We start from the raw sequence: 25,968 nt of genomic DNA, 5'->3' as shown, positions 1-25,968 counted from the left end.
GGTGTCGCGAGGATGGCCCGCGACCGGCCCTCGCCGAGGATCGGGAGGCGGCAGTGAGCGTGCTGCGTAGGTTCCTGGTCTGGCCCACGCCGCGCAGGCTCCGCATCCTCGCCCGGCTGGTGCGAGATCGACTGCTGCGTCGTCGCCGCGCCTTCAGCGCCCTGAGCACCTCGCCGTTGTTCGACCCGCAGTGGGTCGCGGCGCAGGTGGGCCGTCCGCTCTCCATTCGCCAGGCCGTCCGGGCCTACGGGGCTGATGCGGCGAACCTGTCGCCCCACCCGCTCTTCGACACGGCCGCTGTGGGTCTGGAGGCCGCGGACACGCCCAACGGCGGGTCTCCGCTCGAAGTGTTCGTCCATGACGGTGAACGGCGTCTCGGCTCGACCCACCCGCTGATCGACGTCGACGTGCTGCGCGAACGGCACCCCGATGCGGCCGCCCACGAGCAGGGACCCGTGGCCGGTTGGCTGGCCACCGTGACCGACGACGCCGTGCTCCCGTCGCCGACGGGAGTCGAGCCCGCAACCTGGTCCGACGTCCGGCGATGGTCAGCGGAGACCGTGGCGTCGGGACGCGCGGTGGAGGCGACCCGACGTCCTCCGTCCGCCACCATCAGTGTCGTCGTGGTGGTGACCGACGAGAGCATCGCTGACGCAGCGAGCTGGTGGCGCCAGGGCCGAGCAGACGTCGGTGGTGACATCGAGACGATCGAGCTGGTCCTCGTCACGGTCGGCCTGACGCGGGCCCACCAGGTGCTGGTGGACCTGCTGGCTGCGGCCGACGCGGTCACGTCGGTGGTTCCGGTCCCGGCAGGATCGACCGTCGCCCACGGCTGGAACGCCGGGGCCGCCGCGTCGAGCGGTCGGGTCCTGATCCTCGCCGGACCGGGACAGCATCTCGACGTCGACGGGCCTGTTCGTCTGGCCGGCTGTGTGCGCGATCATGCTGCGTCGATGGTCCAGCCGTTGGTGGTGAGCCCCGACGAGCTGGTGGTGAGCGCCGGCGCGGGCTTCCTCCAGGGTGGTCACGCCTTTCCGTTGCTGGCCGGACACGCGATCAGTGACGCGCGAGCCGCAGGACACGCCGAGATCGCGGCTCCCCTCGGCGATCTCGTGGCGGTGGACCGGCAAGCACTGCTGGCGACCGAGGGCTTCGGGCCGGACCGGTCGCCCGACGCCGCCGTGGTCGAGATCGGTCTGCGCGTCGAGGGTCCGGTGATGCTGTGCCCCGACGTCAGGGTGACGCGCCACGGCGATCATGTCGCGCCCCTCGGTCGAGAGCTGGTCGGCGATGTCGAAGCCGATCGGATCACCAGAGACTTCTATGCGTTGGCGGGTTTCGACCTGACGACGTCCGAGCCGTCCGCGGCTCGAACGCCGGTCGCCACACCACACCCGCGTCTCGAGGTCGGGGAGGAACGGCTCCCGGCCCTGCGCTGGACCATCGACCTCGCCTCGCCGCCGGGACCTCGCGGAGAGTCCTGGGGCGACGTGCACTTCGGGCGCGCGCTGGCGGCCGCGCTCGAGCGGCGCGGCCAGCGGGTGTCGGTGGACTCCCATGCCGGTCGTCACCGACCGACGCGCGATCTCGATGACGTGATGCTGGTGCTGCGGGGTCTGGACCGCGTTGAGCCTCGCCCCGCGCTGGTCAACATCGAGTGGATCATCAGCCATCCCGATCTGGTCTCGGCCCAGGAGGCCCGAGGCTTCGACATCGTCTTCGCGGCCAGTGCCGCGTGGTCCGAGCGGATGACCGAGCAGTGGGGAGTCCCGGTCAGTCCGCTCCTGCAGTGCACCGACCCGAGCGTCTTCCATCCCGATCTGGCCGAGCACGACACCGGGCCCCCTGTCCTGTTCGTCGGCAACTCGCGCGGCGTCCACCGACTCGCCGTCCGGGCCGCCCGGGATGCCGGTCTCGATCTCACCCTCTACGGCGAGCACTGGGAGCAGTTCCTGCCCGATGCGGCGATCGCCGGCATCTACGTGCCCAACGGCGAGGTCGGCGCGCTCTACGCCTCGGCGGGGCTCACCCTGAACGATCACTGGGACGACATGAAGCGCGAGGGCTTCATGTCCAACCGCCTGTTCGATGCGGCGGCCAGCGGAGCGCGCATCGTCAGCGACCACGTCGACGGCATCGCCGACGTCTTCGGCGAGCAGGTCCAGTTCTTCGAGACCCCAGACGATCTGCGACGACTGGCCAATGATCCTGGTGCGGTCTTTCCTGACGCTGCCTCGCTGCGCGACCACGCGATCCACGTCATGCGCGACCACTCCTTCGATGCTCGTGCCGGAGTGCTGCTGGAGCACGCCGCGCGACGATGGGCCGAGCGTCGCTGAGCACGGGTCGGCTGGGCGTCAGGACTCCACGGCCAGTCGGGTGTGACCTAGGGTCGTGGCGTGGATGTGAACAGAGCTGGAATCAAGCACCTGGCGCGCCGCTCGCTCCCTGTTCGGTGGCATGCGCCGATGGGCCGAGTGGTGCGCGCCGCTCGGCGCAGGCCTGCCCGCGCCGTCGATCGTGCGTCGAGACCGATCGTCGAGCGTCAGCTGCACCGGGTCGACCCTGCTGCGGCTCCGTGGCTGCGGACCGCCGTGGCCGAGGCGTTCGAGCGCCTGTGGCAACCGCCTCACCAGCCGGTCGAGCCGCCAGAGCCGGTGGTGCGCGAGGTGATCGAGCGACAGATGAACCGCTTGTACTACCACGTCTCGGATCGCACGTGGAAGGACACGTGGTACCGCGGCACGCGCCTGTACAAGTGCCCCACCGACATGTGGGTCTATCAGGAGATCATCGATGACCTGCGCCCCGGACTCGTCGTGGAGACCGGCACGTTCCGGGGCGGGAGCGCCTCGTTCATCGCCGACCGTCTTGATCTCCTGGGACACGGAGAAGTCGTCACGGTGGACATCACCGAGCTGCCCGATCAGCCGCAGCATCCGCGTCTCAGCTATCTGATCGCGTCCTCGACGGCCCCCGACCTGCTGGCCGAGATCCGACGGCGACTTCCGACCGACGGCTCGCCCGTGGTCGTGATCCTGGACTCGGACCACTCGCACCAGCACGTCCTCGACGAGCTGCGTGCCTACGCCCCCCTCGTCACTCCCGGCTCCTACCTGATCGTCGAGGACACCAATGTCAACGGTCATCCCGTCGCTCCAGCCCACGGCCCCGGACCGTGGGAGGCCGTGCAGGAGTTCTTGGCCGAGACGGACCAGTTCGACATCGACCCCAGGGGTGAGCGCTACTTCCTGACCCAGAACCCCGGGGGATTCCTGCGCAAGATCGACACGGCAGAGCAGACCGGGACCGGTGACGTCACGGTGTCCTCGACGGACGTCGCGTCGTCGTCGGGCCGACGCCGGCCGGACGACCCGGCCGAGCTCGCCATCGACATCGTCTCGGACATGGAGGTCACGGGCGAGACGCCGGCCGTGGTGCTGGTGCTTCCGGGGCTCAGCGCCGGGCAGGCGTTCGCAGGCATCCGAACCGCCGTGGTGGCCGGAGCGACGATGGCCGATCTCACGCGACGTCCCCTGCACATCGTCCTCGCCGGAGACAGCCACGGTGACGTCGATGACTTGCACACGGAGCTGCGCGCGATCATCAGCGGTCAGGGTCTCGGGCAGATTGCTGACTCCCTGCGCCTCACCCGTCCCGACGACTGTGGTCGTCAGCACCACCGGGCCGATCTGTGGATGGTGACGTACTGGACCACGGCACTCGCGGTGGCCGACGCCATCGAGAAGAACCTCATCGACCGCGACCGGGTCGTCTACCTGATCCAGGACTACGAGCCCGGGTTCTACGCGTGGGGACATCAGCACGCCCAGGCCCTGTCGACGTACCGGCAGGGGTTCGTCCCGCTGGTGAACTCATCGACCCTGGCCCGCCACCTCGTGCAGGAGGGCGTCGCCGACGTCGATGACAGGCGCGTCTTCGCTCCGGAGGTCGACAGCGCGCCGGTGCACCGGGCCTCCGCTGCGTGGGCCCCGTCAGCGGACGGGGAGATCCGGGTGCTGTTCTACGCGCGCCCGTCCAAGCCGCGCAACATGTACGACACGGGCATCGACGCCCTCCGACGATGGGCGGAAGGGCTCCCCGACGGCGTGCGGGCCACGGTCTCCCTGTCCGGCGAGAGCATCAGTGTTCCGCCCCTGCTCGGCGACAACGTGACCACGCGCACGCTGGGCAAGCTGGACTATGCCGGCTACTACGAGGAGCTCCAGCACACCGACGTCGGACTCGCGCTGATGCTCAGCCCGCATCCAGGACACCTGGCACTCGAGCTGCCCATGAGTGGGATCCCGACCGTCACCAACGAGTTCGTCGGAGTCCGCGCGGCGTGGGTGCCGGGTCTTCATCTCGCCGCCGCGGACCCCCGCAGCCTGGCCGTCGCGCTGTCAGCGGCGACCCAGGCCGCCCGAGGGCTGTCCGAGCACAGCACGCACGAGGTCCCCGACTCGCTGGGCGGCCCGCTTCGATCGGCCGTGGCGGCCGCGCTCGAGGAGCTCGACCTCGACTGAGATCGGGCACTACCTGGACTCAGACCAGATCTTGCGGCACGAGACACCAGGCCACGTGGTGGAACAGTCCGCGCACGTTGTCGGGCAGCCAGACCACCTCGTGCGACTGCGATGCCAGCTCGATGTCACCCTCCAGCGTCACCACGTCCTCGACCTGCTGGGGGCTGTCGCGCACCTTGTCCTCGAAGGCCACGAGCGCCACGCGGACCTGGACCCCGAACGGGTTGGCGTTCGCCACCCCCACACCCCAGAAGTCCTCGGGCTCGAGGGTCGCCTTCTGGTCCAGGTCGACCATCACGGCGCGCAGGTTCTCGTCGAGCGTCGGGTGCTCGACCTCCTCGACCTCGACCAGCCGCACCTGTACGCCGCGCACGTCGCGGGCGGCGGGACCGTCGAACCGCAGGATGTCCTGCATCGTGGCGTGTCCAGGCAGCAGGGCTGCGCCCAGGTGGGTACCGAGCACGGTGCGGACCTCGATGTCGGGCATCTCGGCGCCGTACATGTTGAACGCGACGAACTCGAGCGTCGGGCGCACGGCCGTCTCGGTGTTGTTGGTGATGGTCAGCGTCTGGTCGGGGGAGTCGTCGGTCGACTTGGCCTTGTACTCGATGTCCAGGGGTGCAGGCTCGCGCGAGCGGCGTCTTCTCACCCCCCGAGCCTACGGGCGCGGGGACAGCTCGTCCTCGATCACCCCGGGACGGGCCACGAAGGTACCGAGAACGCCGACCAGCAGGCCCGCGGCGGCGAGGACCATGACCGCGACGTCCCAGTTCCCGGTCGCCTCGTGCAGGATCCCGACGCCCAGAGGTCCCACGACGGCGATGAGGTAACCGATGCTCTGCGCGAATCCCGAGAGCGCGGCCGTGCCGTCGACGGTGCGGGCTCGACGGTTGATCTGGGTGAGGAACCAGGGGAACGCCACGCCACCGGCGCCCAGCATCGACGCCCACAACCACGGCGCGGCGGTGGGCGCCAGCAGCACGCCCAGCCAGCCGCTCACGACCAGCAGCGAGAACGCCCACGGCAGGATCGGGCGGTCACCGGTCAGGCGGATCAGTCGCGGCAGGGCCAGGGTGATCGGCACACCGACGGCCGCCAGCAGGCCGAGCATCGCACCTGCGGTTGCCGTGCTGAGGCCGGCCTCGTCGAGGATCTGCGCGAACCAGCCGAACTGGGCATACGCCTGGGCTGACTGGGTGCCGAAGAATGCCGCCATGATCCACGCACTCTTGCTGCGCGCCAGGCTCGTGATCCCGATCGTGCGGGTGCCGAGCTCGACCGGCTTGGCGGAGTTCCGGCGCGACAGCAGCACCCATGGCACTGCAGTAGCCAGCGTCAGCAGCGCCCACACGCCGATGCCACTGCGCCACCCGCCGAAGGTGTCCGACAGGGGCACGGTCGCTGCCGAGGCCAGGGCAGCGCCGCCCAGGAGCGCCGCACCGTAGGCCGCACCGATCGAGGAGAGGTGATCGGGCACGTGCTGCTTGGCCAGCGCCGGGAGGATCACGTTTCCCACGGCGGCTCCGCCCAGTGCGACGATCGACAGGACCACGAAGACGGCAGCGGAGTCGACCAGGGCGCGGGTCACCAGCCCGATGGCGGCGATGGCCAGCAGCGCGACCGCGGTGCGATCGAGACCGAGACGCTGCACGAGGCGGGGGGTCAGCGCGCCGAACACAGCGAAGCACAGGACGGGCAGGGCGGTGATGACACCGGCCAGACCGGTCCCGATGCCCAGGTCGTCTCGTAGCGGCTCGATCACCACGCCGACACTGGTGACGGCCACCCGCAGGTTCAGGGCGAGCGCGATGATGGCGACGGCCCACCACCAGGGCAGACGGGAGTTCGAGGGCACCGCAATAGTGTGGCGCCACCGCTGCGAGGGGTGCACGTGGGCCGGATCGGACGGCCCGCGCGATGGTCATGTGCGATACTCGTCACCAGACGACACGGCAGGCGGATCACACCGCGCCCGACCGCGACGCGCCCCACAGGGTGCTGACCGCGGCAGGACCAGTGGTTCGCCGTAGTGACAGGCCGCATGCGTCGACCTGACCAAGCTTCTGGCCCGTCCTGCGGGCCACACACACGCCGGACGCTCGACCGAGGTCGAGCATCCGGGAGGAGAGCAGATGCTCGACGACGACTCGAACACACCCACCACCTCGACCGAGGGTGACGCTGCGGATGAGGCGCCCAAGCGCCGCCGCGCGGCGGGCCGTGCCGCTGGCCCTCCGGCGGCCGTGAGCTTCTCGGCTCCGGCCACCAGTCCCGCCAGTGCCACTCCTGAGCGGGCCGGGTCTGCTGCCAACGCGGACGATGCCGATGCTGCCAACGCGAACGATGCCGACGGAGCGCCGCAGCAGCGGGCGCCCCGGAAGCGCCCAGCCAGAAAGGCGCGATCGGTCGACAGCGACTCCGACGACACCGTCGAGTCGCCGGCCTCTGACGCCTCGGCCGACGAGACCCCGGTGCGCAAGCCGGCCGCCGCAGCCTCCGCTGCAGCGATGTTCCGGGCTCCGGCCGGTGGGCTCGCTCCGGCGCGCCAGTCATCGAAGAGCGATGACGACGACGAGGACGAGATCGACCACGACCGCGACGGTCGCCACCAGACGGACGACGACTCGGACGACGACGAGGGAGCGCCCAAGCGGCGTCGCCGCAGCCGTGGTGGACGTCGGCGTCGCAAGGGAGACGGTGACTCCGACGGCGAGGTCAGCGACGAGGACTCCGAACCGTCCACCTCCGGCCGATCCGGCGCGGGGGGCGGCAACGCAGGTCGTCAGGAGTCGGGCCGTCAGAGCTCTGGCGGCGGACGTGGCGATGACAACGAATCCGACGACGACTCGGGTGCGAATGGCGGCACGCGCCGCCGTCGCCGCCGGGCGCGTGCCGGCGATCAGTCGGACTCCGCGCCGGACGATCCCGACAACACCGTCGTCCGTGTTCGCAAGGGCCGCAGCGCCGATGATCGGCAGAGCCGAAGCGCCGAGGACGAGATCACCGGTGTGGCCGGCTCCACTCGTCTCGAGGCCAAGAAGCAGCGCCGCCGGGAAGGTCGCGAGGCTGGCCGCCGTCGCGCGCCGATCGTGTCCGAGGCCGAGTTCCTGGCCCGCCGCGAGTCGGTCGATCGCCAGATGGTCGTGCGTCAGAAGGACGACTACACCCAGATCGCCGTGCTCGAGGACAAGGTGCTCGTCGAGCACTACGTGGCCCGCGAGTCCCAGACGTCGTTGATCGGCAACGTCTACCTCGGCAAGGTCCAGAACGTCCTGCCCAGCATGGAAGCCGCTTTCGTCGACATCGGTGCCGGCCGCAACGCCGTGATCTACGCCGGCGAGGTCGACTGGAGCTCGGTCGGCAACGGCAAGGCCCGCAAGATCGAGGACGCGCTGAGTCCCGGTCAGGTCATCCTCGTGCAGGTCACCAAGGATCCGGTCGGCCAGAAGGGCGCCCGGCTCACCAGCCAGGTCAGCCTGCCCGGTCGGTTCCTCGTGCTCGTACCCGGTGGTCAGACCAGTGGGATCTCGCGCAAGCTTCCCGAGAACGAGCGCAACCGTCTCAAGGCGTTGCTCAAGGAGGTCCTGCCCGACGGCACCGGTGTCATCGTGCGCACGGCCGCCGAAGGGGCGTCCGAGGAGCAGCTGACCCGCGACGTCGGCGGACTCACGGCCCGCTGGACCGACATCGAGGCCAAGGTCGCCGACGGCAAGGCGCCGCAGCTGTTGTACTCCGAGCCCGACCTGATGATCAAGGTCGTGCGTGACCTGTTCAACGAGGACTTCGCCGGACTCATCGTCGAGGGCGACGACTCCTGGGACATGATCAAGGGCTACGTGGACCACGTCGCACCTGATCTCGCCGAGCGAGTCTCGCGCTGGGAGAACGCCGACACCGACGCCTTCACCAGCTTCCGCATCGACGAGCAGATCCACAAGGCGCTCGACCGCAAGGTGTTCCTGCCCTCGGGCGGCTCCCTGGTCATCGACCGCACCGAGGCCATGACCGTGGTCGACGTCAACACGGGCAAGTACACCGGTTCGGGCGGCAACCTCGAGGAGACCGTCACCAAGAACAACCTGGAGGCGGCCGAGGAGGTCGTGCGCCAGCTGCGGCTGCGTGACATCGGCGGCATCATCGTCGTCGACTTCATCGACATGGTGCTGGAGAGCAATCGCGATCTGGTGCTGCGTCGCCTGGTCGAGTGCCTCGGCCGAGACCGCACCCGTCACCAGGTCGCCGAGGTGACCTCGCTCGGCCTGGTCCAGATGACGCGCAAGCGCATCGGCACCGGCCTGCTGGAGTCCTTCAGCGTCGACTGCGATCACTGCAAGGGACGTGGGGTCGTCATCGCCGACACTCCCGTCGAGCCCAAGAAGGACGACGGTCCTCGGCGCGGTGGCCGCGGCGGCGGCCGCAGTGGACGAGCCGGCAGTGGGGGCGGTAGTGATGCGCCCAACGGTTCCGGATCCAACGGCTCCGGATCCAGCAATGCGGGAGGCAACGGTGGGGGCGGCAACCGCAATGGCGGTCGCAACCATCCCAAGCCCGAAGCCCCGCGCAACCCGGCCCCTCAGGACTCCGCGCCTGCGGACCCCAGGCCTTCGGACTCAGCGCCTGCAGACTCAGCGCCTGCAGATTCGGTGCCCGCGAGTGCACCGGCGGAGACGACCCCCGAGGTCTCGGCACCTGAGCACCAGGCGCCTGTGGCTCCTCGAGTCGAGGCTCCTGCCGCTGTGCCCGCCCCGCAGGCAGAGCCCCGGGAGGCGACTCCCGAGGAGCCCACCAAGAAGCCCGTGCGGCGTCGGGCGGCCTCCAAGCCGGCCGGCCCGCCACCCCCCGTTTTGACCAGCGAGGGTGAGGCTCCGTAGACTGAACCGTCGGTGCGCTTGTCGCATCGTCGTGCGCGTTTAGTCGCGCCCCATTTCATTGGACGAGGTAGAGGAATTCCCGTGGTGTACGCAATCGTGCGCAGTGGCGGAGGCCAGCAAAAGGTCGCCGTCGGTGACGTCATCGAGATCGATCAGGCCGCCGAGGTCGGAGCATCGGTGTCGCTTCCCGCGGTGCTGCACGTCGACGGCGACGCCGTCACGGCCGATGCCGACACCCTGGCGAAGGTCAACGTGACCGCCGAGGTGCTCGGTGGGACCAAGGGCCCCAAGATCGTCATCCAGAAGTACAAGAACAAGACCGGCTACAAGAAGCGCCAGGGTCACCGTCAGAAGTACACCCAGGTCAAGATCACTGGTATCGAGAAGTAGGGGACTGGCATGGCACACAAGAAGGGCGCCGCTTCTACCAAGAACGGCCGCGACTCAAATTCCCAGCGCCTCGGCGTGAAGCGCTTCGGTGGCCAGAAGGTCAACGCGGGCGAGATCATCATCCGCCAGCGCGGCACGCACTTCCACCCCGGCGTCAACGTCGGCCGTGGCAAGGACGACACGCTGTTCGCCCTCTCGGCCGGTGCGGTCGAGTTCGGCACACGTCGTGGCCGCAAGGTCATCAACATCGTTCCGGTCGCTGCCCCCGTCCTCGCTGGCGCGGCGGAGTAACCGAGCACACACCTCATCCACGAGGGGGCGGTCCGCAGCAGCGGGCCGCCCCCTCGTGTCAATTCACACCCCCCCCAGGAGCAGGTCATGGCCGTCCCGACCTTCGTCGACACCGTGACGTTGCACGTCGCTGCAGGAGCAGGTGGCCACGGCGTCGCCTCGGTCCACCGTGAGAAGTTCAAGCCGCTCGGAGGCCCCGACGGCGGAAACGGCGGCCACGGCGGTGACATCATCCTGCGCGTCGAGCAGGACGTCACGACGCTGATCGACTACCACCACGAACCGCACCGCAAGGGCGGCAACGGCGGACCTGGCGCGGGCAACAACCGCAGCGGCGCCAACGGCGAGACGCTGGTGCTGCGCGTTCCCGACGGGACCGTCGTCAAGTCCAAGACCGGCGAGGTGCTGGCCGACCTGATCGGTCCCGGCACCGAGATGGTCATCGCGGCCGGTGGCCGTGGCGGGCTGGGCAACGCCGCCCTCGCCTCGTCGAAGCGCAAGGCGCCCGGCTTCGCACTGAAGGGTGAACCCGGCGAGGACCTGACCATCACGCTCGAGCTCAAGGTCGTGGCCGACATCGGTCTGATCGGCTTCCCGAGCGCCGGCAAGTCCAGCCTGATCGCGGCCCTGTCGCGGGCGCGGCCGAAGATCGCCGACTACCCGTTCACGACGCTGGTGCCCAACCTGGGTGTCGTCAGCGCCGGATCCACCACGTTCACCGTCGCCGACGTCCCGGGGCTCATCGAGGGTGCCAGCGAGGGTCGCGGCCTCGGTCACGACTTCCTGCGCCACGTCGAGCGCTGCGCCGCACTGGTGCACGTGATCGACTGCGCGACGGTGGACCCCGGTCGCGACCCGCTGACCGACCTCGACGTCATCGAGAACGAGCTGCGGGCCTACGCCGAGGCCACCGGGTCCGATCTCGGTGACCGTCCTCGCCTGATCGCACTGAACAAGACCGACGTGCCCGACGCCCGCGAGATCGCCGACTTCGTGCGCGCCGACCTGCACGAACGCGGTCTCGACGTCTATGAGGTCTCGGCAGCCAGCCATGCCGGTCTGCGTGAGCTGTCCTTCGCGATGGCCGAGGTGGTCGCATCCAAGCGAGCAGCCGCGCCACACGCCGAGGCCACCCGCATCGTGCTGCGGCCACCGGCCGAGGCTGGTGTCGGCGACGACTTCACGATCACCCAGATCGACGGCAAGTGGGTCGTCAAGGGCGACAAGCCGCGCCGGTGGGTGCGTCAGACCGACTTCACCAACGACGAGGCCATCGGCTTCCTCGCCGACCGCCTCAACCGGCTCGGCGTCGAGGCCAAGCTGCTCAAGATGGGTGCAGAAGCCGGCGACGACGTCCTCATCGGCGAGGAGGACGATGCCGTGGTGTTCGACTTCGCTCCCGACGTAGTCGCCGGCGCCGAGGTGCTCGGTCGACGCGGCGAGGACGAGCGCCTCGACCCCAATGATCGACGCACCAACCAGCAGCGGCGCGAGGAGCTGGCCGCCAAGCGCGAGTTCGAGGCTGGTGCCCGCGAGGCCCGAGAGCGCGGCGACGACCCCGCCACGCCCGACTGGAGCTTCGACGACGAGGACGACGAGTCCACCTCATGATGGTCGCCACCATGTCAGGCGTGGGGCTGTGAGGGGACGGGGCCGATGACTCGGCTGGTAGTCAAGGTCGGATCCTCGTCCCTGACGACCCGACAGGGCCACCTCGATCCCGCTCGGGTCGACGCGATCGTCGATGCGATCGCCGGCGCGCGCGATCGCGGCGACGAGGTCGTCCTGGTCAGCTCGGGCGCCATCGCGGCAGGGCTGGGTCCGTTGGGACTGTCGCGTCGTCCCCGGGACCTGCCCACCCAGCAGGCCGCGGCCAGCGTGGGCCAGGGCGCGCTCGTTGCGCGCTACACCGAACGATTCGCGGCTCGTGGCCTGGTGGTCGGCCAGGTGCTGCTGACGGTCGACGACGTGACGCGGCGGGGGCACTATCGCAACGCGCAGCAGACGTTCGCCCGCCTGCACGAGCTGGGCGTGCTGCCGGTCGTCAACGAGAACGACACCGTGGCCACCAGCGAGATCCGGTTCGGCGACAACGATCGGCTCGCGGCGCTGGTGGCTCATCTGGTGCACGCCGACCGGTTGGTGCTGCTGTCCGACGTCGACGGCCTCTACGACGGTCCGCCGGACCGGCCCGGCTCGCGACTGGTGGAGCGAGTCGAGGATCCGGCGGATCTCGGCGGCATCGACATCTCGACGGTCAGCGCGTCGAAGGTCGGGACGGGCGGCATGATCACCAAGGTCGACGCCGCCCGGATCGCCACCGGTGCCGGCATCGCGGTCACGCTGACCTCGGCCGAGAAGATCGACGGAGCACTGCGCGGCGACCAGGTCGGGACTCAGTTCGCGGCCACCGGTCGCCGGCGGTCCACCCGCCTGTTGTGGCTGGAGCACGCGAGCGAGTCCAAGGGACGCCTGCACCTCGATGCCGGTGCGGTGCGTGCCATCACGGGTCGTCAGGCATCGCTGCTGCCTGCGGGCATCACGACGGTCGACGGCGAGTTCGACGCCGGCGATCCTGTCGACCTCCTCGCGCCCGACGGCAGGGTCGTCGCGCGCGGTCTGGTCGGTTTCGACAGTGTCGACCTGCCGCGCCTGCTCGGACGCGACACCCGTGACCTCGGAGCCGAGCTGGGGCCCGGATACGACCGTGCCGTCGTCCACCGCGACGCCCTGACCGTGCTGACCAGACCGCGCTGACCTGAGCGGGTCGCTTGCCTAGACTTCGGGCATGACGATCGTGCATGACCTGGCCCGCAGCGCCCGAACAGCGGCGATCGAGCTCGCGGTGGCGACTCGATCGGTCAAGGACGCGGCGCTCGTGGCCATGGCCGACGACCTGATCGCGGCCACCGACCGCATCGTGGCGGCCAATGCGATGGACGTCGAGACGGCCCGCGCGGCCGGCACGGGCGAGCACGTGATCGATCGCCTTCGGCTCGACGCCGACCGGGTGCGTGCCTTCGCCGAGGGGGTGCGCGACGTCGCCGCGCTGCCCGACCCGGTGGGTGAGGTGGTTCGCGGGTCGACGCTGCCCAACGGCCTGCGGATGCAGCAGCTGCGCGCCCCCATGGGCGTCATCGCCATGATCTACGAGGGCCGCCCCAACGTGACCGCAGATGCCGCCGCGATCTGCCTCAAGGCCGGCAGTGCGGTCCTGCTGCGGGGGTCGTCGTCAGCGGCCCAGTCCAATCACGTGATCGTCGACGTGATGCGATCGGCCGTCGCCCGCGTCGGCCTGCCCGAGGACCTCATCACGGGCGTGCCAGCAGATGACCGTTCCACCGCCACTGACCTGATGCGTGCCCGTGGCCTGGTCGATCTCGTCATCCCGCGCGGGGGAGCGGGCCTGATCCGCACCGTGGTCACCGAGTCGACGGTCCCGGTGATCGAGACCGGCACGGGCAACTGCCACGTGTACGTCGACGCCGATGCCGACCTGGAGATGGCGCTGCAGATCGTGCTGAACTCCAAGACGCACCGCACCAGCGTCTGCAACGCGGCCGAGTCGTTGCTGGTGCACCGTGCGGTCGCCGAGGAGTTCCTTCCGGCGGTCGTCGAGGCCCTGCAGGCCGCCGGGGTCACCATCCACGGCGACGAGGTGTTCCAGGCGGTCTCGCCCGCCGTGGTCGCGGCGACCGAGGAGGATCACGCCACCGAGTACCTCGACCTCGACATCTCGGCGGCCGTGGTCGACACCCTCGACGCGGCCATCACCCACGTGCGCCGCTACTCCTCGGGCCACACCGAGGCGATCGTCACCCGCTCGCTCGCGACGGCGCAGCGCTTCACGGCGGGGGTCGACTCGGCGGCCGTCATGGTCAATGCCTCGACCCGTTTCACCGACGGAGCGGAGTTCGGTTTCGGCGCCGAGATCGGCATCTCGACGCAGAAGCTGCACGCCCGCGGACCCATGGGTCTGCCCGAGATGACCACCACGACCTACGTCGTCACCGGCGACGGTCACGTCCGTTGAGGCGCGCGGGTCGCTCCGCTCCCCGCTCCAGCCGCTCGTGCCTCGCGGCTGCTGGGCTCCGCCCAGGCGCCTGCCTCGCTGACGCTCGGCCCGTGGTCACGACGGTTGCCCGTGTTCGTCGGTCGGCGGCGGCGTCGGCTAGATTGTGGTCATGACGTCGAACCTGATGACCTCCTTCGCCACGTCCGAGGAGCCGCTGCGTGACATCGGCATCGAGCCGTGGCTGGTCGGCGTCATCGCGCTGGTGGCCCTGATCGCGCTGCTGCTCGGCCTGCTGCAGTTCGGCAAGGGACGCGAGCACTCCTGAGCACCACCGCCGCGGGCATGTCCCAGACCGTCACCGCCGTCGCCCCTGAGCGTTCCGACGGTCGTCGTCGGCGCATCGGCGTCATGGGTGGCACGTTCGACCCCATCCACCACGGCCACCTCGTGGCCGCGAGCGAGGTGCGAGCCTGGTTCGACCTCGACGAGGTCATCTTCGTGCCCACCGGGCGTCCGTGGCAGAAGGCCGACCGCGAGGTCTCCGAGGCCGAGGACCGCTACCTGATGACCGTCATCGCGACGGCCAGCAACCCCCACTTCTCGGTCAGTCGTGTCGACATCGATCGCGACGGACCGACCTACACGATCGACACGCTGCGCGACCTGGCCGACCGGCATCCCGATGCTGACCTGTACTTCATCACGGGAGCCGATGCCATGGCCGCGCTGCTGAGCTGGCGCGACCACGACGAGCTGTTCTCCCTGGCGCAGTTCGTGGGCTGCACGAGGCCCGGACACGAGCTCGACGAGACCTCCCTGGAGGGGCTGCCGTCGGATCGCATCACGATCCTGGAGATCCCCGCCCTGGCGATCTCCTCGACCGACTGCCGTCTGCGCGTCGATCGGGGAGATCCGGTGTGGTACCTCGTTCCCGACGGCGTCGTGCAGTACATCGGGAAGCACGGCCTCTACCGAGGCCAAGACGAGCAGAGCCTGTACCACGACCCGCATCCATCCGAGGAGAACCCATGACCGCCACCGACCGAGCCGTCGAGCTGGCACGCCTGGCCGCCACCGCAGCCGACGACAAGCTCGCCACAGACATCGTGGCCTTCGACGTGTCCGACCAGCTGGCGATCACCGACATCTTCGTGATCTGCTCGGCGTCGACGCCGCGCCAGGTCAGGGCCGTGCAGGACGCCGTCGAGGAGGCGCTGCTGGCCGAAGGGTCCAAGCCGGTGCGCCGCGAGGGCCAGCGCGAGGCCCAGTGGGTGCTGCTGGACTTCGCCGACATCGTGGTCCACGTGCAGCACACCGAGATGCGGTCGTTCTACTCGCTCGAGCGGCTGTGGAGCGACTGCCCCGTCGTCGCCCTCACGGCGTGAGCACCCGCCAGGTCGTGCAGCGCCCATGAACACGCGCCAGGCCGTGCAGCTCTCATGAACACGCGCCAGGTCGTGTTGTGGCGTCACGGACGCACGGCATGGAACCTCGCCGGCCGGGTGCAGGGCACCAGCGACATCGAGCTCGACGACGTCGGCCGACGACAGGCCGGTGAGGCCGCAGAACGGCTCGCCGCGCTCGGGCCCACCCGCATCATCAGCTCGGACCTCGTGCGCGCGCACGCGACGGCGCAGGCGCTGGGCGCCGTGGTCGGTGTCGAGGTCGAGCTCGAGCCCCGCTTCCGCGAGATCCACTTCGGGGCGCGCGAGGGGCTCACCTGGCAGCAGGCCTGGGAACAGTTCCCCGTCGGCATGAAGGCCTGGGTCAGTGGCGACGAGACGCAGATTCCCGACAGCGAGACCCATCGAGGCGCGGGGGACCGGTTCACCGAAGGGCTGCGTGAGCGTCTCGCCGAGACCGACGACGAGGTCGTCGTGGTCGTCGCGCATGGGGGCGTGATCCGGTCGGGTGCCTGCGCCTTCCTCGGTTTTCCCCTCGAGACGTGGGGCCTGTTCGGGGGCCTGGACAACTGCTCGTGGTCGGTCCTGCAGGAGACGCGGCACGAGCAGTGGTCGCGCTGGCGCATGACGGAGTGGAACGCCGACAACGTGCCGCGGCCCGTGCTCTCGGACGACCAGTGACCCGATCAGGGGCCCGATTGGGACACGGGAGAGACCTCCGATAAGGTGGTGCGGTCCCCCCGGGGCATTGGCGCAGTTGGTAGCGCGCTTCCATGGCATGGAAGAGGTCAGGAGTTCGAATCTCCTATGCTCCACCGGTGATCGAAGGGCCCCGCACAGCGTGCGGGGCCCTTCTTTGTGGGTAACAGCCCGTAAAGATCTGATTATCAGATACCATGGTGTCATGCGTATGGTCAGCGCCACCGAGGCCTCCCGACGATTCTCCGACCTGCTCGACTCGATCGAGGCGGGCGACACCGTCACTGTCACCCGGGGCAACCGCGCGATCGCAGAGATACGACCCGCACCCCATCGCACCGGGCGCGACCTTCGGGCAGCACTGGTAGAGGCGTCGCCACCTGATGACCGGTTCGCCGCCGACATTGCCGATGCCGTCGAGAACTTGACCCACGAGGAGGCGGACCCGTGGGAAGGCGCGTGATCCTCGACACGAACGTCTTGATCGACTACGAGCGCGGCGTCCTGGATCGCGCTGCCCTCGACGACGACGAGCTGGCTATCGCCGCCATCACGGTGGCTGAGTACAGGACGGGAATCGAGCTGGCGGACACGTCGAAGCGTGCCGCCGCCCGGACGCGAGCCCTGGCCGCAATCGTCAGCGTGGTCGAAGTGCTGGAGTACACCGAGGCTACCGCGGTCCATCACGCTCGACTGATCGCCTATGCGCGGCGGTCGGGACGGGCCCGCGGTGCTCATGACCTCATCGTTGCCGCGCACGCGGTGCAGTCCGAACGCCTGCTGCTCAGTGGTGATGCGGTGGCTCGTTTCGCTGACCTTCCTGGAGTGTCCGCGGAGCGGCCCTGAGGAGTCACACCCTTCGTGATGGTCGCTCGTCGGGCCATGGAAGAAGGGGCTCCAGGGTCGGTGTTCTTCGTTGGCGAGATCGGGGTTGCGTGCGTTCGCCTCGGTCCCACCTTCGTGACCCTGGGATCACCAGGCCGGATGCACGCGCGCTCGGACGCGACCACGTGTCCGACCGATCTCGAAGACCCAGAACCCATCCAGAACTGGCCAGACGTGTGTCCGGTGGGGCGTCTCCTATGCTCACCCCCATGGCTTGGCTCTCGGGACGTGTGGCGTTCCTCACCGTCCTGAGCGGACTCGTGGCGGTTCACCTGACCGCCGTGACCTTCGCGGCCGTGCCGCCCAACCGGTACTCGAATGCGGTCGCGCCCAGCACGGGCTACCTGGGGGCCTACTTTGCACAGAACTGGCGACTGTTCGCGCCGAACCCGGTGGCCCAGGACCGGGTCGTGCAGTTCCAGGTCAGCTACCGCGATGACGCAGGCACCCTGGCGCAGACCGAGTGGATCGACTGGACCGATGTCGAGCTCGATCTCGTACGGCACCGGATCGTCGGTGGTCGCGCCGGATACACGACCAACAAGATGACGTCGTCGCTCGGCAGCCGGTACCGCACGCTGACCGACGCCCAGCGGCGCGTGGCCGACGAGGCGCCCGAGGATCCACCGCCGGCGTGGGAGGACCTGGCTTCCCAACTGATCGAGTCCGGCACCGATCCCAGTCGCGAGTCGGTGGCCCTGTCGGCCTATCTGCGGTACGAGCGTGCTGTGGTGAGGCTGGGCAGCGACATCGCCGCCGCACGGCTGCCGGACCGCGAGATCGTCGCGATCCGGTACGCGATCGAGACGCAGGCGGTGACCCCGTATGCCCAGCGAGGCGGAACGAAGGCCGAGCGCGAAGCTGCCCGCCCCGACCCCACGCAGCGCGCATCGGGCTGGCGTGCGCCGCTGACGGGCTCGGCGGCCGAGCGCGCCGTGGTCGGCGACTTCGACAGCAGGCACCGATGACGACGACATCGCCGCGCCGGGGCGCCATGGAGACCGGTCTGCGCCGGGCCGAGGAGTGGTTGACCGGCCAGAAGCGTTCGCTGTACGGCATCTCGGTCACCCGGATGATCCTGGGGTTCGTGGTGTGGAGCCAGCTGGTGGCCAACTGGCCCGACCGCCAGTACACGTGGGGCGACGGCGCACGCTGGACCTCGCCGGTGCAGGACCAGGCGGGCTGGCCCAGCTTCCTCGGGGCGTTCGACGCGTTGTCAGGTCGTGGCTTCGACGCCCTGTACCTGCTGACGATCGTGGCCGGCGTCTCGCTGATGCTGGGCTGGTTCACCCGCGCCAGTGCCGTGCTGACCCTGGTGCTGTGGATGTCGCTGTACGTGACCAACCCGTTCGTCGGGTCCGGCGGCGATGCGGTGCTGCGGATGGTGCTGCTGTACCTGTGCTTCACCGATGCCGGACGCATCTGGTCCCTCGATGCGCGGCGGGAGCAGCGGCGCGCAGGTCGTGCGGCAGAAGATCGGGAGCCACGTCGCCCCTTCGTGCCGTCGTGGATGTCCTCGGCCGTGCACAACCTGGCGCTGGTGCTGATCATCCACCAGGTCGTGATGGTCTACGTCGGATCGGCGTTCTGGAAGCTCTCCGGTCCGCTGTGGACCGAGGGCACGGCGGTCTACTACCCGCTGCAGACCGAGGCGTTCTCGCCGTGGGGTGACCTGCTGCAGCCCCTGATCGCCTGGTCGCCCTTCGTGCTCGGGGGCACCTACGTGGCGCTGGTGGTGCAGCTGTTCTTCCCGGTGTTCCTGATCTATCGACCGACGCGCTTTTTGGCCCTGATCGTGATCACCGGCATGCATCTGGGCATCGGCCTGCTGATGGGCATCTTGTACTTCTCACTGGTGATGATCGCTGTCGACATGATCCTGGTCAGTGATCAGTCGTGGAGGAGGGCCATGGTGACTGTGAGATACATCACGGGTAGGGTGCGTCGTGCGCGAGAGCTTCATTCCGAGATCTAGCGCATTTTGAGTTTTTGTGACTTTTATCCCACTCCGGGCCGCGAGACCTATATGGTGCCTGAGAGTCCGATATGACGAACGAGGACTGCTCCGGCACCACTGACCACTCCTGACTGGGGAAACCACTCGATGAATAGACTTGCCAAGAACTCGATCGCCGCAGGGTTGACCACCTTGCTGGTGACCACGGGTCTTTCCTTCTCCGCCTTCGGTGCGGACTCCTCCACGGGCCAGAGCGACGCCTCGGCCCTGACGGCCACCGGGTTCGCTGATCTCATTGACACGGGGATCTGCGAGGCCATGTCGACCAACGGTGCCTCGACCGGCACCGGCACCTGTGGCACGGGACTGGCCACGCAGGGCACCGGCACCTTCAACCAGAACGCCAGCACCGGTGACGGTGGTACGTCGGCCGCCGCGGCGGAAGTCGAATCAGTCGATATCGACGGCTTGACGACCATCGATCTGGGCACGATCCCCACGGACCTGCAGAACATCGACACCAGCACCGCCCTCGATGACATCGTCCGAGCGCTGTTCGGCGGCGGAGACGACGGCGGAGGCGGCGGCGGCCTCCCCGATCTGGGCGACCTGTTCCCCGGAGGTCTGGATGGCCTTGGACTCGGCGACCTGAGCCCAGAGCAGCTGGACTTCCTGAACGACTTGGGTCTGGGCGATCTGAGTGAGTCAGACGTCCAGAATCTTTCGGACATTCTGCAGCCGATCCTTGATCCCCTGCAGGACAACGCAGTGGACCCCATCGCCGAGGCATTCGACGACGCTCTGCCCGTCTCGATCGAGATTGGTGCGGTCACCAGCCAGTGCACGGCTCAGGCCGGTCAGAACGCCACGGGAACCTCGTCCATCGCTGGCATCGACATCGTGATCGAGCTCGGTGACAGTGGCGACACTGACATCCGGATCCCTGTGACGATCCAGACCGACCCCAACTCCGATCTGATCGGCTCGATCGCGCTGACCCAGATCTCGGACGGGATCACGCAGGGCCTCGAAGACTCCCTCAACACCAGCTTCGATGGTGAGGCCGGTCCGCTGGCAGACCTCGTGGGGCAGGTCCAGGATCAGGTCATCGCCGAGATCCTCGATCAGGCTGACGTGATCCTCGAACCCCTGAGCGATGCCGTGGCGCCGCTCTTCGAGGGCACCGTCAACAAGCAGGTCGTCGGCGATGACGGCGAGTCGATCGAGGTCACCGCCCTGGATCTCACGATCTTGGGACTTGAGGGCGCTGGCGATTTCTTCGGAGATAACTCCGAAGCCGCTCCGGCTGGTGCCAACCTGCAGATCGCCCGCGTGAGCTGTGGACCGAACGGTGCTGCTCAGGTCGACAATGACGACGACGGCAACGCTGACGTCGACGGACCGGTTGCTGACGGCACCAACGCAGACGCTGACGCAGTGGCTGACGCCGACGCGAACGACGACGGCACTCCCGTCGCGTCGATCGCCGACGCGGACAGCGCCGCTGACGCGGACGTCCAGGCCAGCCTGCCGAACGCCGGTGCGCCGAACCTGCTGCCGTTCTTCCTGCTCGGCATCGCACTGCTGGCCTTCGGCCTCGCGGTGCTGCTGAACGAGCGTCGTCGACTCGGGCTTCCGAGCTCGGACAACCTCGCCTGATCAGCTGAACGCGTGAGTGCCGGCATCCCTCGGGATGCCGGCACTCGCCGTATTCTGACGCCATGCCCGAACCTGTCTCCGTAGCCGGCCATCTCGGCCGCTGGCAACGGCTGGTCGTGCTGGTCCTCGGCGTCGTGCTGGTGGCCCACACCGTGCTCCTGGCCCTGTGGCTCGCCCCGTCGAGCCCCATCCGCGACACCGTCGGCGCCGGCAATCTCGCCACCTACGTCGATCCGTACTTCCAGCAGGGCAACGACGTCGTCGGTGTCGGCTCCAACCAGGTCGACGAATCCCTGGTACTGCGTGCCCGCGTGCAGCCCGAGGGCGGGGGAGAACCGTTCGTCACCGAGTGGATCGACGTCACCGCCACGGAGCTGCGCGCCGTGCGGGGCGAGCTGGGTCCGTCACGATCTCACCAGATGGCCCGCCGGGTCGCCACCAACATGAACTTCGCCGTGTTCGGGCTCGACACCGCCCAGCGCGAGACCATTGCCGAGACCGAGGCGAACGTGCCTGTCGTCCGTCTGCAGCGGGCACTGAACGAGCAAGGATCCAGCGCAGGCGCCGTGCAGAACTTCATGGCTCAGGACCAGATGGCCACCCAGCTCTCCTCGCTGTGGCTCGGCGCGTTGTACGACGACGTCGAGCTGCTGGAGGTGCAGTACCGCGTGGGACGCCGCGTGGTGCCTGACATCGCGGACCGGGTCACCCAGAAGATCACCGACACCGACTTCGACTACTTCGACATCGGCTGGCGCGCGGCCTACCGCGCCAACCCCGAGGCGCGCGCCGCATTCAACGACTACCTGCACGGAGACGCACTGTGACCGATCTGTGGTGGCGCTTCTCGGATGCTCTCGGCGACCTCCGTCGCGGGTTCGAGCGGTGGATGGTCGACGAACGCCACGCCCGACGCGGCGCGGCAGCGGTTCGCATCGGCACCGGTCTCGCCGTGCTGGGGCTCCTGCTCTCCAACTTCACGACCCGCGACGTGTGGGTCGGACAGGCCTCGGTGTGGGCCGAGCCGGCCCGCTCCATCAGCACCTTCCCCGAGCTCGCGCTGCTGCGCGACGTCAGTGGGGACGTCCTGAGCGTCGTGTACGTCCTGACGCTGCTGGCCGCCGTCGCCTTCACTCTCGGCTGGCGCACCAAGGCGGCCAACGTCATCACCTATATCGGGTTCATCGCGATCGTCGCGCAGAACCCGGTCGTGGGTATACAGGGCGACAACCTCCTGCGGCTGACACTGCTGTGGTTGTTGCTGATGCGCACCGCCGACCACTGGTCGCTGGATGCGCGCCGCAAGGACAAGCTGGCTCGCGGAGATGCCGATGCCAAGGCCTACGAGGCCGAGGTCCTGCCCGCCTGGATCTCCAACCTGCTGCACAACACGGGCCTCGCGGCCCTGGCGATCCAGACGATGCTCGCCTACACCGCCGCCGGCCTCGGCAAGATCGCCCAGGACATCTGGCAGAACGGCACCGCGTTGTACTTCACGCTCCAGCTGCCCGAGTCGCGGCCGTATCCGGGACTGTCGGACCTGTTCAGCTCCAGCGAGCTCGTGCTGGCGTTCGTGACGTACCTGATCCTGCTCACCCAGCTGTTCTTCGCTCCCTTGCTGCTGTCGCGCTACTCGCGTCCCGTGGTGATCGGCTCGGCCGTCGTGGTCTCGGTCCTGTTCGCTGTGCTGTTCGCTGCACCGTGGTCCCAGCTGGCGGTCGTGGCGGTCACGGTGCTGTTCGTGTCCGAGTCGACGTGGGAGGCGTTGGAGAACCGGGTGCTGGACATCGTCGACGCCGTCGCCGATCGGGTCGACTCCAGCACGAACAGCGTGGTCGCGGGTGTCAGGGACGGTTCGCGTGACTTGGTGGACTCGGTTCGTCAGCGCGTGCGGCGCTGAGCACCATCACCACCACTGGGATCACCAGGACGGTCGCCGCTGCGTTCAGCGTGCCGAAGCCACTCCGAGCCACCACGCCCCCGGCGAGCAGACCACCGGCGGCCCCGGCGAGGTTCATGGCCAGGTCGGAGAATCCCTGAACGAGTGGACGCTCGGGAGGGTTGACCGACGCCGAGAGCATCGCCGCACCGGCGATGACCGACGCCGACCAGCCGATGCCCAGCAGCACGAGTCCGATCGTGATCCGCAGCTCGGACTCGGCCGACGTGCCGGCCACCGTCACGGCCGCCAGCAGGATCGCCTGACCAGTCAGCACGACCCGCTCGGGGCCCCACCGGTCGCTCGCCCAACCCATCACCGGCGACAGCGCGTACATGCCGGCGATGTGCAGACTGATCGTGAGCCCGATGATCTGCAACCCGGACCCGTGGTCCTGCATGTGCACGGGTGTCAGCGCCATGACACCCACCATCACGGCATGAGAGGTCGCGATCGTCAGCACGGCCACGAGCGTGCGACCGCGCAGGTGTGGCAGAGCGGCCCGCACCCCTCGCCCGGCACGGGGCCCGTCGCCGCTTCGCACCAGAGGATCGGGGCGTAGCGCCGTGGCCGTCACGAGCGCCGCCAGCGCGAATCCGGCCGAGGAGAACAGCAGGGGACCCGCGAGATCGGGGACGCCGAGGGATCGGGCCACCGAGGCGCCGGGGCCGGTGAGGTTGGGCCCCGCGACGGCGCCGATCGTGGTCGACCACACGACGAGCGACAGCGTGCGTCCGACATGCTGTGGTTCGGCACGGTCGACTGCAGCGAAGCGCGACTGCAGGTTGGCAGCAGTGCTGCCCCCGAACAGCAGCAGCCCGAGGAGCACGACGGGCAGCAGTCGGGTCTGGGCTCCGAGTACGGCGACGGCGGCGCCCACGGCGCCGCTGATCCAACCCACGGTCAGCGCGGGGCGGCGTCCGGCCCGGTCGGCGAGCGACGACAACGGCACGGCGAACATGGCCGCACCGAGGGTCAGCATCACGACGGCGGTGCCGGCCCAGCCCGAGGACCCGCTGACGTCCTTGACCAGCAGGGCTCCCACTGAGATGCCGGCGCCGTTCCCGATCCCGCCGATCACCTGCGCGGTCGCCAGCGTCCGCACGATGCGCGCCTGCACCGCCGCAGTCGTCGGGTCCGTCGTCGTCACGGACTCAGTTTAGTGATGGACGACAGCAAGCACGGCCGTCCGCAGGCACTGACGTGACGGAACAGCGGCGAAGCCGCCCCGGCTCACTGACGGCGCTCGTCCCCGCCCGAGAGCCCACGGCTACTCCAACACTTCCCGACGAGGTCCCCGTGAAGGGTGGTCCCGCCGCGACGAAAGGACTTACCAGATCGTGACGCGGTCGGCGGGGTCGAGCCAGAGGTCGTCGGACTCGGTGACGCCGAAGGCCTCGTAGAAGGCATCGATGTTGCGCACGACCTGGTTGCAGCGGAACTCCGGCGGGGAGTGCGGGTCGACCGTCAGGCGACGGACGGTCTCGGCGGGGCGGGTCTTGCCCTGCCACGCCTGCGCCCACGACAGGAAGAAGCGCTGGTCCGGAGTGAGGCCATCGATCTTCTCCTCGCCAGGCTCGCTCATCTCGGCCCGGCTCATCCGGAACGCGCGGTAGGCGATGCCGAGACCACCGAGATCGCCGATGTTCTCGCCGATCGTCAATGATCCGTTGACGGTCTGGCCGTCGGCGCCCTCGGGGGACAGGTCGTCGTACTGCTGGACCAAGGTGGCCGTGAGCTTCTCGAAGGCGGTGCGGTCGTCGTCGGTCCACCAGTTCTGCAGGGCGCCAGTGCCGTCGTACTGCGACCCTTGGTCGTCGAAGCCATGGCCGATCTCGTGACCGATGACCGCACCGATCGCGCCGTAGTTGACCGCGTCGTCAGCGTCGGCGTCGAAGAACGGCGGCTGAAGGATGGCGGCCGGGAACACGATCTCGTTCATCGTCGGGTTGTAGTACGCATTGACCGTCTGCGGCGTCATGTACCACTCGTTGCGGTCGATGGGGGCGCCGATCTTGGCCAGCTCCCGGTCGGTCTCGATCGCGATGCTGCGCTGCACGTTGCCGACCAGGTCGGTCGGATCGGTCTGCAGCTCGGAGTAGTCCTTGAACCGTTCGGGATGCCCGATCTTGGGTGTGAACGCCCCCAGCTTGTCGTGGGCGCGCGCCTGGGTCTCCTCGCTCATCCACGACAGCTCGGAGATGGACACCCGGTACGCCGCGAGCAGGTGGTCGATCAGCTCGGCCATGCGCTCACGGGCCGCCGGCGGGTACTCGGTCTCGACGTAGATGCGTCCGACCGCCTCGCCCATGGCTCCCTCGACGAATCCGACCCCGCGCTTCCAGCGGGGCCGCATCTCGTCGGTGCCCTGCAGGGTGCGGCCGTAGAACTCGAAGTTCGCCTGCACGAACTGCTCCGACAGGTACGGCGAGGCGCCGTGCACCACGTTCCAGCGCAGCCAGTCCTGCCACGCCGGCAGCAGGTCGTCGGTCAGCAAGGTCTGCACCCCCGCGAGGAACGACGGCTGCGAGACCACGAGCTCGGCGACGACGGGATCGGGGATCTGCCCGGCCTCGGCCCACGCCGACCAGTCGAAGGCAGGAGTCAGCGCCTGCACGCCGGCCAGGTCCAGCAGGTTGTAGGTCTTCTGCGCGTCCCGGCACGCCACCCGATCCCAGTGGAACGAGGCGATCTGGGTCTCCAGGTCCATGACCCGCTGCGCCCGGCCGTCGGCGTCATCGAGACCAGCCACGTCGAACATGGTGCGCAGGTGGGTCAGATAGGCGTCGCGAACGGGCCCGAACTGGTCCTCGCGGTAGTACGACTCGTCGGGCAGGCCGATGCCGCTCTGCACGACGTGCGTCACGTAGCGGTCCGGCTGGCCGCGGTCGGGGGCGATGTACAGCCCGAAGACGCCGCCCACGCCCTGGCGGTCCAGCGCTCCGCAGGTGCGCACGAGCGCCTCGACCGAGTCGATCGCGTCGACGGCCGCGAGATCGTCGGTCAGAGGAGTGGCGCCGAGCGCCTCGATGCGTGCGGTGTCCATGAAGCTCGCGTAGAGGTCTCCGATGCGCTGGGCATCAGGATCAGACCCCGCGTCCGCGGCCGATGCCTCGATGATGCGACGCACCACGAGCTCAGACTCGTCGCGCAGGTCCACGAAGGCACCGGCGACTGCCCGGTCGGCCTCGATCTCGGTGTTGGCCAGCCACGGGCCGTTGACGTGGCGGAACAGATCGTCCTGCACCCGGACCTCAGGGTCGAACGCGCCAGTGTCGAGAGCGGGGGTGTCAAGATCAGGGGTGTCGCTACCGGAGTTCACGCTCACAGGCT

Annotated in this window: 23 protein-coding genes and 1 tRNA gene; 20 read left to right on the top strand and 4 right to left on the bottom strand. The window is 69.0% G+C overall.

Annotated elements, in window-relative coordinates:
- The first annotated feature begins 53 nt into the window (after positions 1–53).
- Positions 54–2,339, top strand: a complete 2,286-nt coding sequence (locus ACHAA3_RS03995) for a CgeB family protein (protein WP_435707653.1) — start codon at positions 54–56, stop codon at positions 2,337–2,339.
- A 60-nt stretch (positions 2,340–2,399) separates the two neighbouring features.
- On the top strand, positions 2,400–4,526 hold the full coding sequence (locus tag ACHAA3_RS03990) for a CmcI family methyltransferase (RefSeq protein WP_435707652.1): 2,127 nt from the start codon (positions 2,400–2,402) through the stop codon (positions 4,524–4,526).
- Between the two features lie 19 nt (positions 4,527–4,545).
- Here the strand turns inward: ACHAA3_RS03990 and ACHAA3_RS03985 are convergent, their stop codons facing one another.
- Positions 4,546–5,175: a hypothetical protein gene (locus tag ACHAA3_RS03985; protein WP_435707651.1), complete on the bottom strand. Its 630-nt coding sequence runs from the start codon at positions 5,173–5,175 to the stop codon at positions 4,546–4,548.
- Positions 5,176–5,184: 9 nt separating this feature from the next.
- Positions 5,185–6,381, bottom strand: coding sequence for an MFS transporter (locus ACHAA3_RS03980; RefSeq protein WP_435707650.1), 1,197 nt, complete (start codon positions 6,379–6,381; stop codon positions 5,185–5,187).
- Positions 6,382–6,658: 277 nt separating this feature from the next.
- Here ACHAA3_RS03980 and ACHAA3_RS03975 point away from each other — a divergent pair, with 277 nt between their 5' ends.
- The 18 genes from ACHAA3_RS03975 (at position 6,659) to ACHAA3_RS03890 (ending at position 22,596) form a co-directional block, all read left to right on the top strand.
- Positions 6,659–9,397 (top strand): Rne/Rng family ribonuclease, encoded by a 2,739-nt coding sequence (locus ACHAA3_RS03975; RefSeq protein ID WP_435707649.1) that lies wholly within the window; start codon positions 6,659–6,661, stop codon positions 9,395–9,397.
- Between the two features lie 84 nt (positions 9,398–9,481).
- A complete protein-coding gene (gene rplU, locus ACHAA3_RS03970; RefSeq protein WP_435708209.1) occupies positions 9,482–9,787 on the top strand; it encodes a 50S ribosomal protein L21 in 306 nt (101 codons plus the stop codon).
- Positions 9,788–9,796: 9 nt separating this feature from the next.
- The gene (gene rpmA, locus ACHAA3_RS03965; protein ID WP_435707648.1) at positions 9,797–10,078 is read left to right on the top strand and encodes a 50S ribosomal protein L27; all 282 of its coding nucleotides are present in this window, start codon (positions 9,797–9,799) and stop codon (positions 10,076–10,078) included.
- An 87-nt stretch (positions 10,079–10,165) separates the two neighbouring features.
- Positions 10,166–11,689, top strand: a complete 1,524-nt coding sequence (gene obgE / locus ACHAA3_RS03960) for a GTPase ObgE (protein ID WP_435707647.1) — start codon at positions 10,166–10,168, stop codon at positions 11,687–11,689.
- A gap of 45 nt (positions 11,690–11,734) precedes the next feature.
- Positions 11,735–12,835, top strand: coding sequence for a glutamate 5-kinase (proB, locus tag ACHAA3_RS03955; protein WP_435707646.1), 1,101 nt, complete (start codon positions 11,735–11,737; stop codon positions 12,833–12,835).
- 31 nt (positions 12,836–12,866) lie between these two features.
- Positions 12,867–14,111: a glutamate-5-semialdehyde dehydrogenase gene (locus ACHAA3_RS03950; RefSeq protein WP_435707645.1), complete on the top strand. Its 1,245-nt coding sequence runs from the start codon at positions 12,867–12,869 to the stop codon at positions 14,109–14,111.
- A 151-nt stretch (positions 14,112–14,262) separates the two neighbouring features.
- Positions 14,263–14,418 carry a hypothetical protein gene (locus ACHAA3_RS03945; protein ID WP_435707644.1) on the top strand — a complete coding sequence of 52 codons (156 nt, stop codon included), beginning with the start codon at positions 14,263–14,265 and terminating at the stop codon, positions 14,416–14,418.
- Positions 14,419–14,435: 17 nt separating this feature from the next.
- Complete coding sequence (gene nadD / locus ACHAA3_RS03940) at positions 14,436–15,125, top strand: nicotinate-nucleotide adenylyltransferase (protein ID WP_435707643.1); 690 nt, start codon at positions 14,436–14,438, stop codon at positions 15,123–15,125.
- On the top strand, positions 15,122–15,478 hold the full coding sequence (rsfS, locus tag ACHAA3_RS03935; RefSeq protein WP_435707642.1) for a ribosome silencing factor: 357 nt from the start codon (positions 15,122–15,124) through the stop codon (positions 15,476–15,478). Before nadD ends, rsfS begins: the two co-directional genes overlap by 4 nt.
- Positions 15,479–15,532: 54 nt before the next feature.
- Positions 15,533–16,177 (top strand): histidine phosphatase family protein, encoded by a 645-nt coding sequence (locus ACHAA3_RS03930; RefSeq protein WP_435707641.1) that lies wholly within the window; start codon positions 15,533–15,535, stop codon positions 16,175–16,177.
- A gap of 61 nt (positions 16,178–16,238) precedes the next feature.
- Positions 16,239–16,311, top strand: a tRNA-Ala gene (locus ACHAA3_RS03925).
- An 89-nt stretch (positions 16,312–16,400) separates the two neighbouring features.
- Positions 16,401–16,658 carry a type II toxin-antitoxin system Phd/YefM family antitoxin gene (locus ACHAA3_RS03920; protein ID WP_435707640.1) on the top strand — a complete coding sequence of 86 codons (258 nt, stop codon included), beginning with the start codon at positions 16,401–16,403 and terminating at the stop codon, positions 16,656–16,658.
- Positions 16,655–17,041 (top strand): type II toxin-antitoxin system VapC family toxin, encoded by a 387-nt coding sequence (locus tag ACHAA3_RS03915; protein ID WP_435707639.1) that lies wholly within the window; start codon positions 16,655–16,657, stop codon positions 17,039–17,041. The genes ACHAA3_RS03920 and ACHAA3_RS03915 overlap by 4 nt, the downstream gene beginning before the upstream one ends.
- A gap of 248 nt (positions 17,042–17,289) precedes the next feature.
- The gene (locus ACHAA3_RS03910) at positions 17,290–18,048 is read left to right on the top strand and encodes a DUF5819 family protein (protein ID WP_435707638.1); all 759 of its coding nucleotides are present in this window, start codon (positions 17,290–17,292) and stop codon (positions 18,046–18,048) included.
- Positions 18,045–19,055, top strand: a complete 1,011-nt coding sequence (locus ACHAA3_RS03905) for an HTTM domain-containing protein (RefSeq protein WP_435707637.1) — start codon at positions 18,045–18,047, stop codon at positions 19,053–19,055. Before ACHAA3_RS03910 ends, ACHAA3_RS03905 begins: the two co-directional genes overlap by 4 nt.
- Positions 19,056–19,184: 129 nt before the next feature.
- Positions 19,185–20,696, top strand: a complete 1,512-nt coding sequence (locus ACHAA3_RS03900) for a hypothetical protein (RefSeq protein WP_435707636.1) — start codon at positions 19,185–19,187, stop codon at positions 20,694–20,696.
- 62 nt (positions 20,697–20,758) lie between these two features.
- Positions 20,759–21,523: a DUF5819 family protein gene (locus ACHAA3_RS03895; protein ID WP_435707635.1), complete on the top strand. Its 765-nt coding sequence runs from the start codon at positions 20,759–20,761 to the stop codon at positions 21,521–21,523.
- On the top strand, positions 21,520–22,596 hold the full coding sequence (locus ACHAA3_RS03890) for an HTTM domain-containing protein (RefSeq protein WP_435707634.1): 1,077 nt from the start codon (positions 21,520–21,522) through the stop codon (positions 22,594–22,596). Before ACHAA3_RS03895 ends, ACHAA3_RS03890 begins: the two co-directional genes overlap by 4 nt.
- Here ACHAA3_RS03890 and ACHAA3_RS03885 read toward each other — a convergent pair.
- Together ACHAA3_RS03885 and ACHAA3_RS03880 are read right to left on the bottom strand one after the other, a co-directional pair.
- Complete coding sequence (locus ACHAA3_RS03885; protein WP_435707633.1) at positions 22,541–23,785, bottom strand: MFS transporter; 1,245 nt, start codon at positions 23,783–23,785, stop codon at positions 22,541–22,543. The two genes, ACHAA3_RS03890 and ACHAA3_RS03885, sit on opposite strands and share 56 nt — an antisense overlap.
- 180 nt (positions 23,786–23,965) lie before the next feature.
- Positions 23,966–25,957 carry a M13 family metallopeptidase gene (locus ACHAA3_RS03880; RefSeq protein WP_435707632.1) on the bottom strand — a complete coding sequence of 664 codons (1,992 nt, stop codon included), beginning with the start codon at positions 25,955–25,957 and terminating at the stop codon, positions 23,966–23,968.
- Positions 25,958–25,968: the final 11 nt, after the last annotated feature.

This window comes from Aeromicrobium sp. CF3.5, from assembly GCF_051262695.1.
Classification (GTDB): domain Bacteria; phylum Actinomycetota; class Actinomycetes; order Propionibacteriales; family Nocardioidaceae; genus Aeromicrobium.
This window is presented reverse-complemented; position numbering and strand designations above follow the sequence as displayed.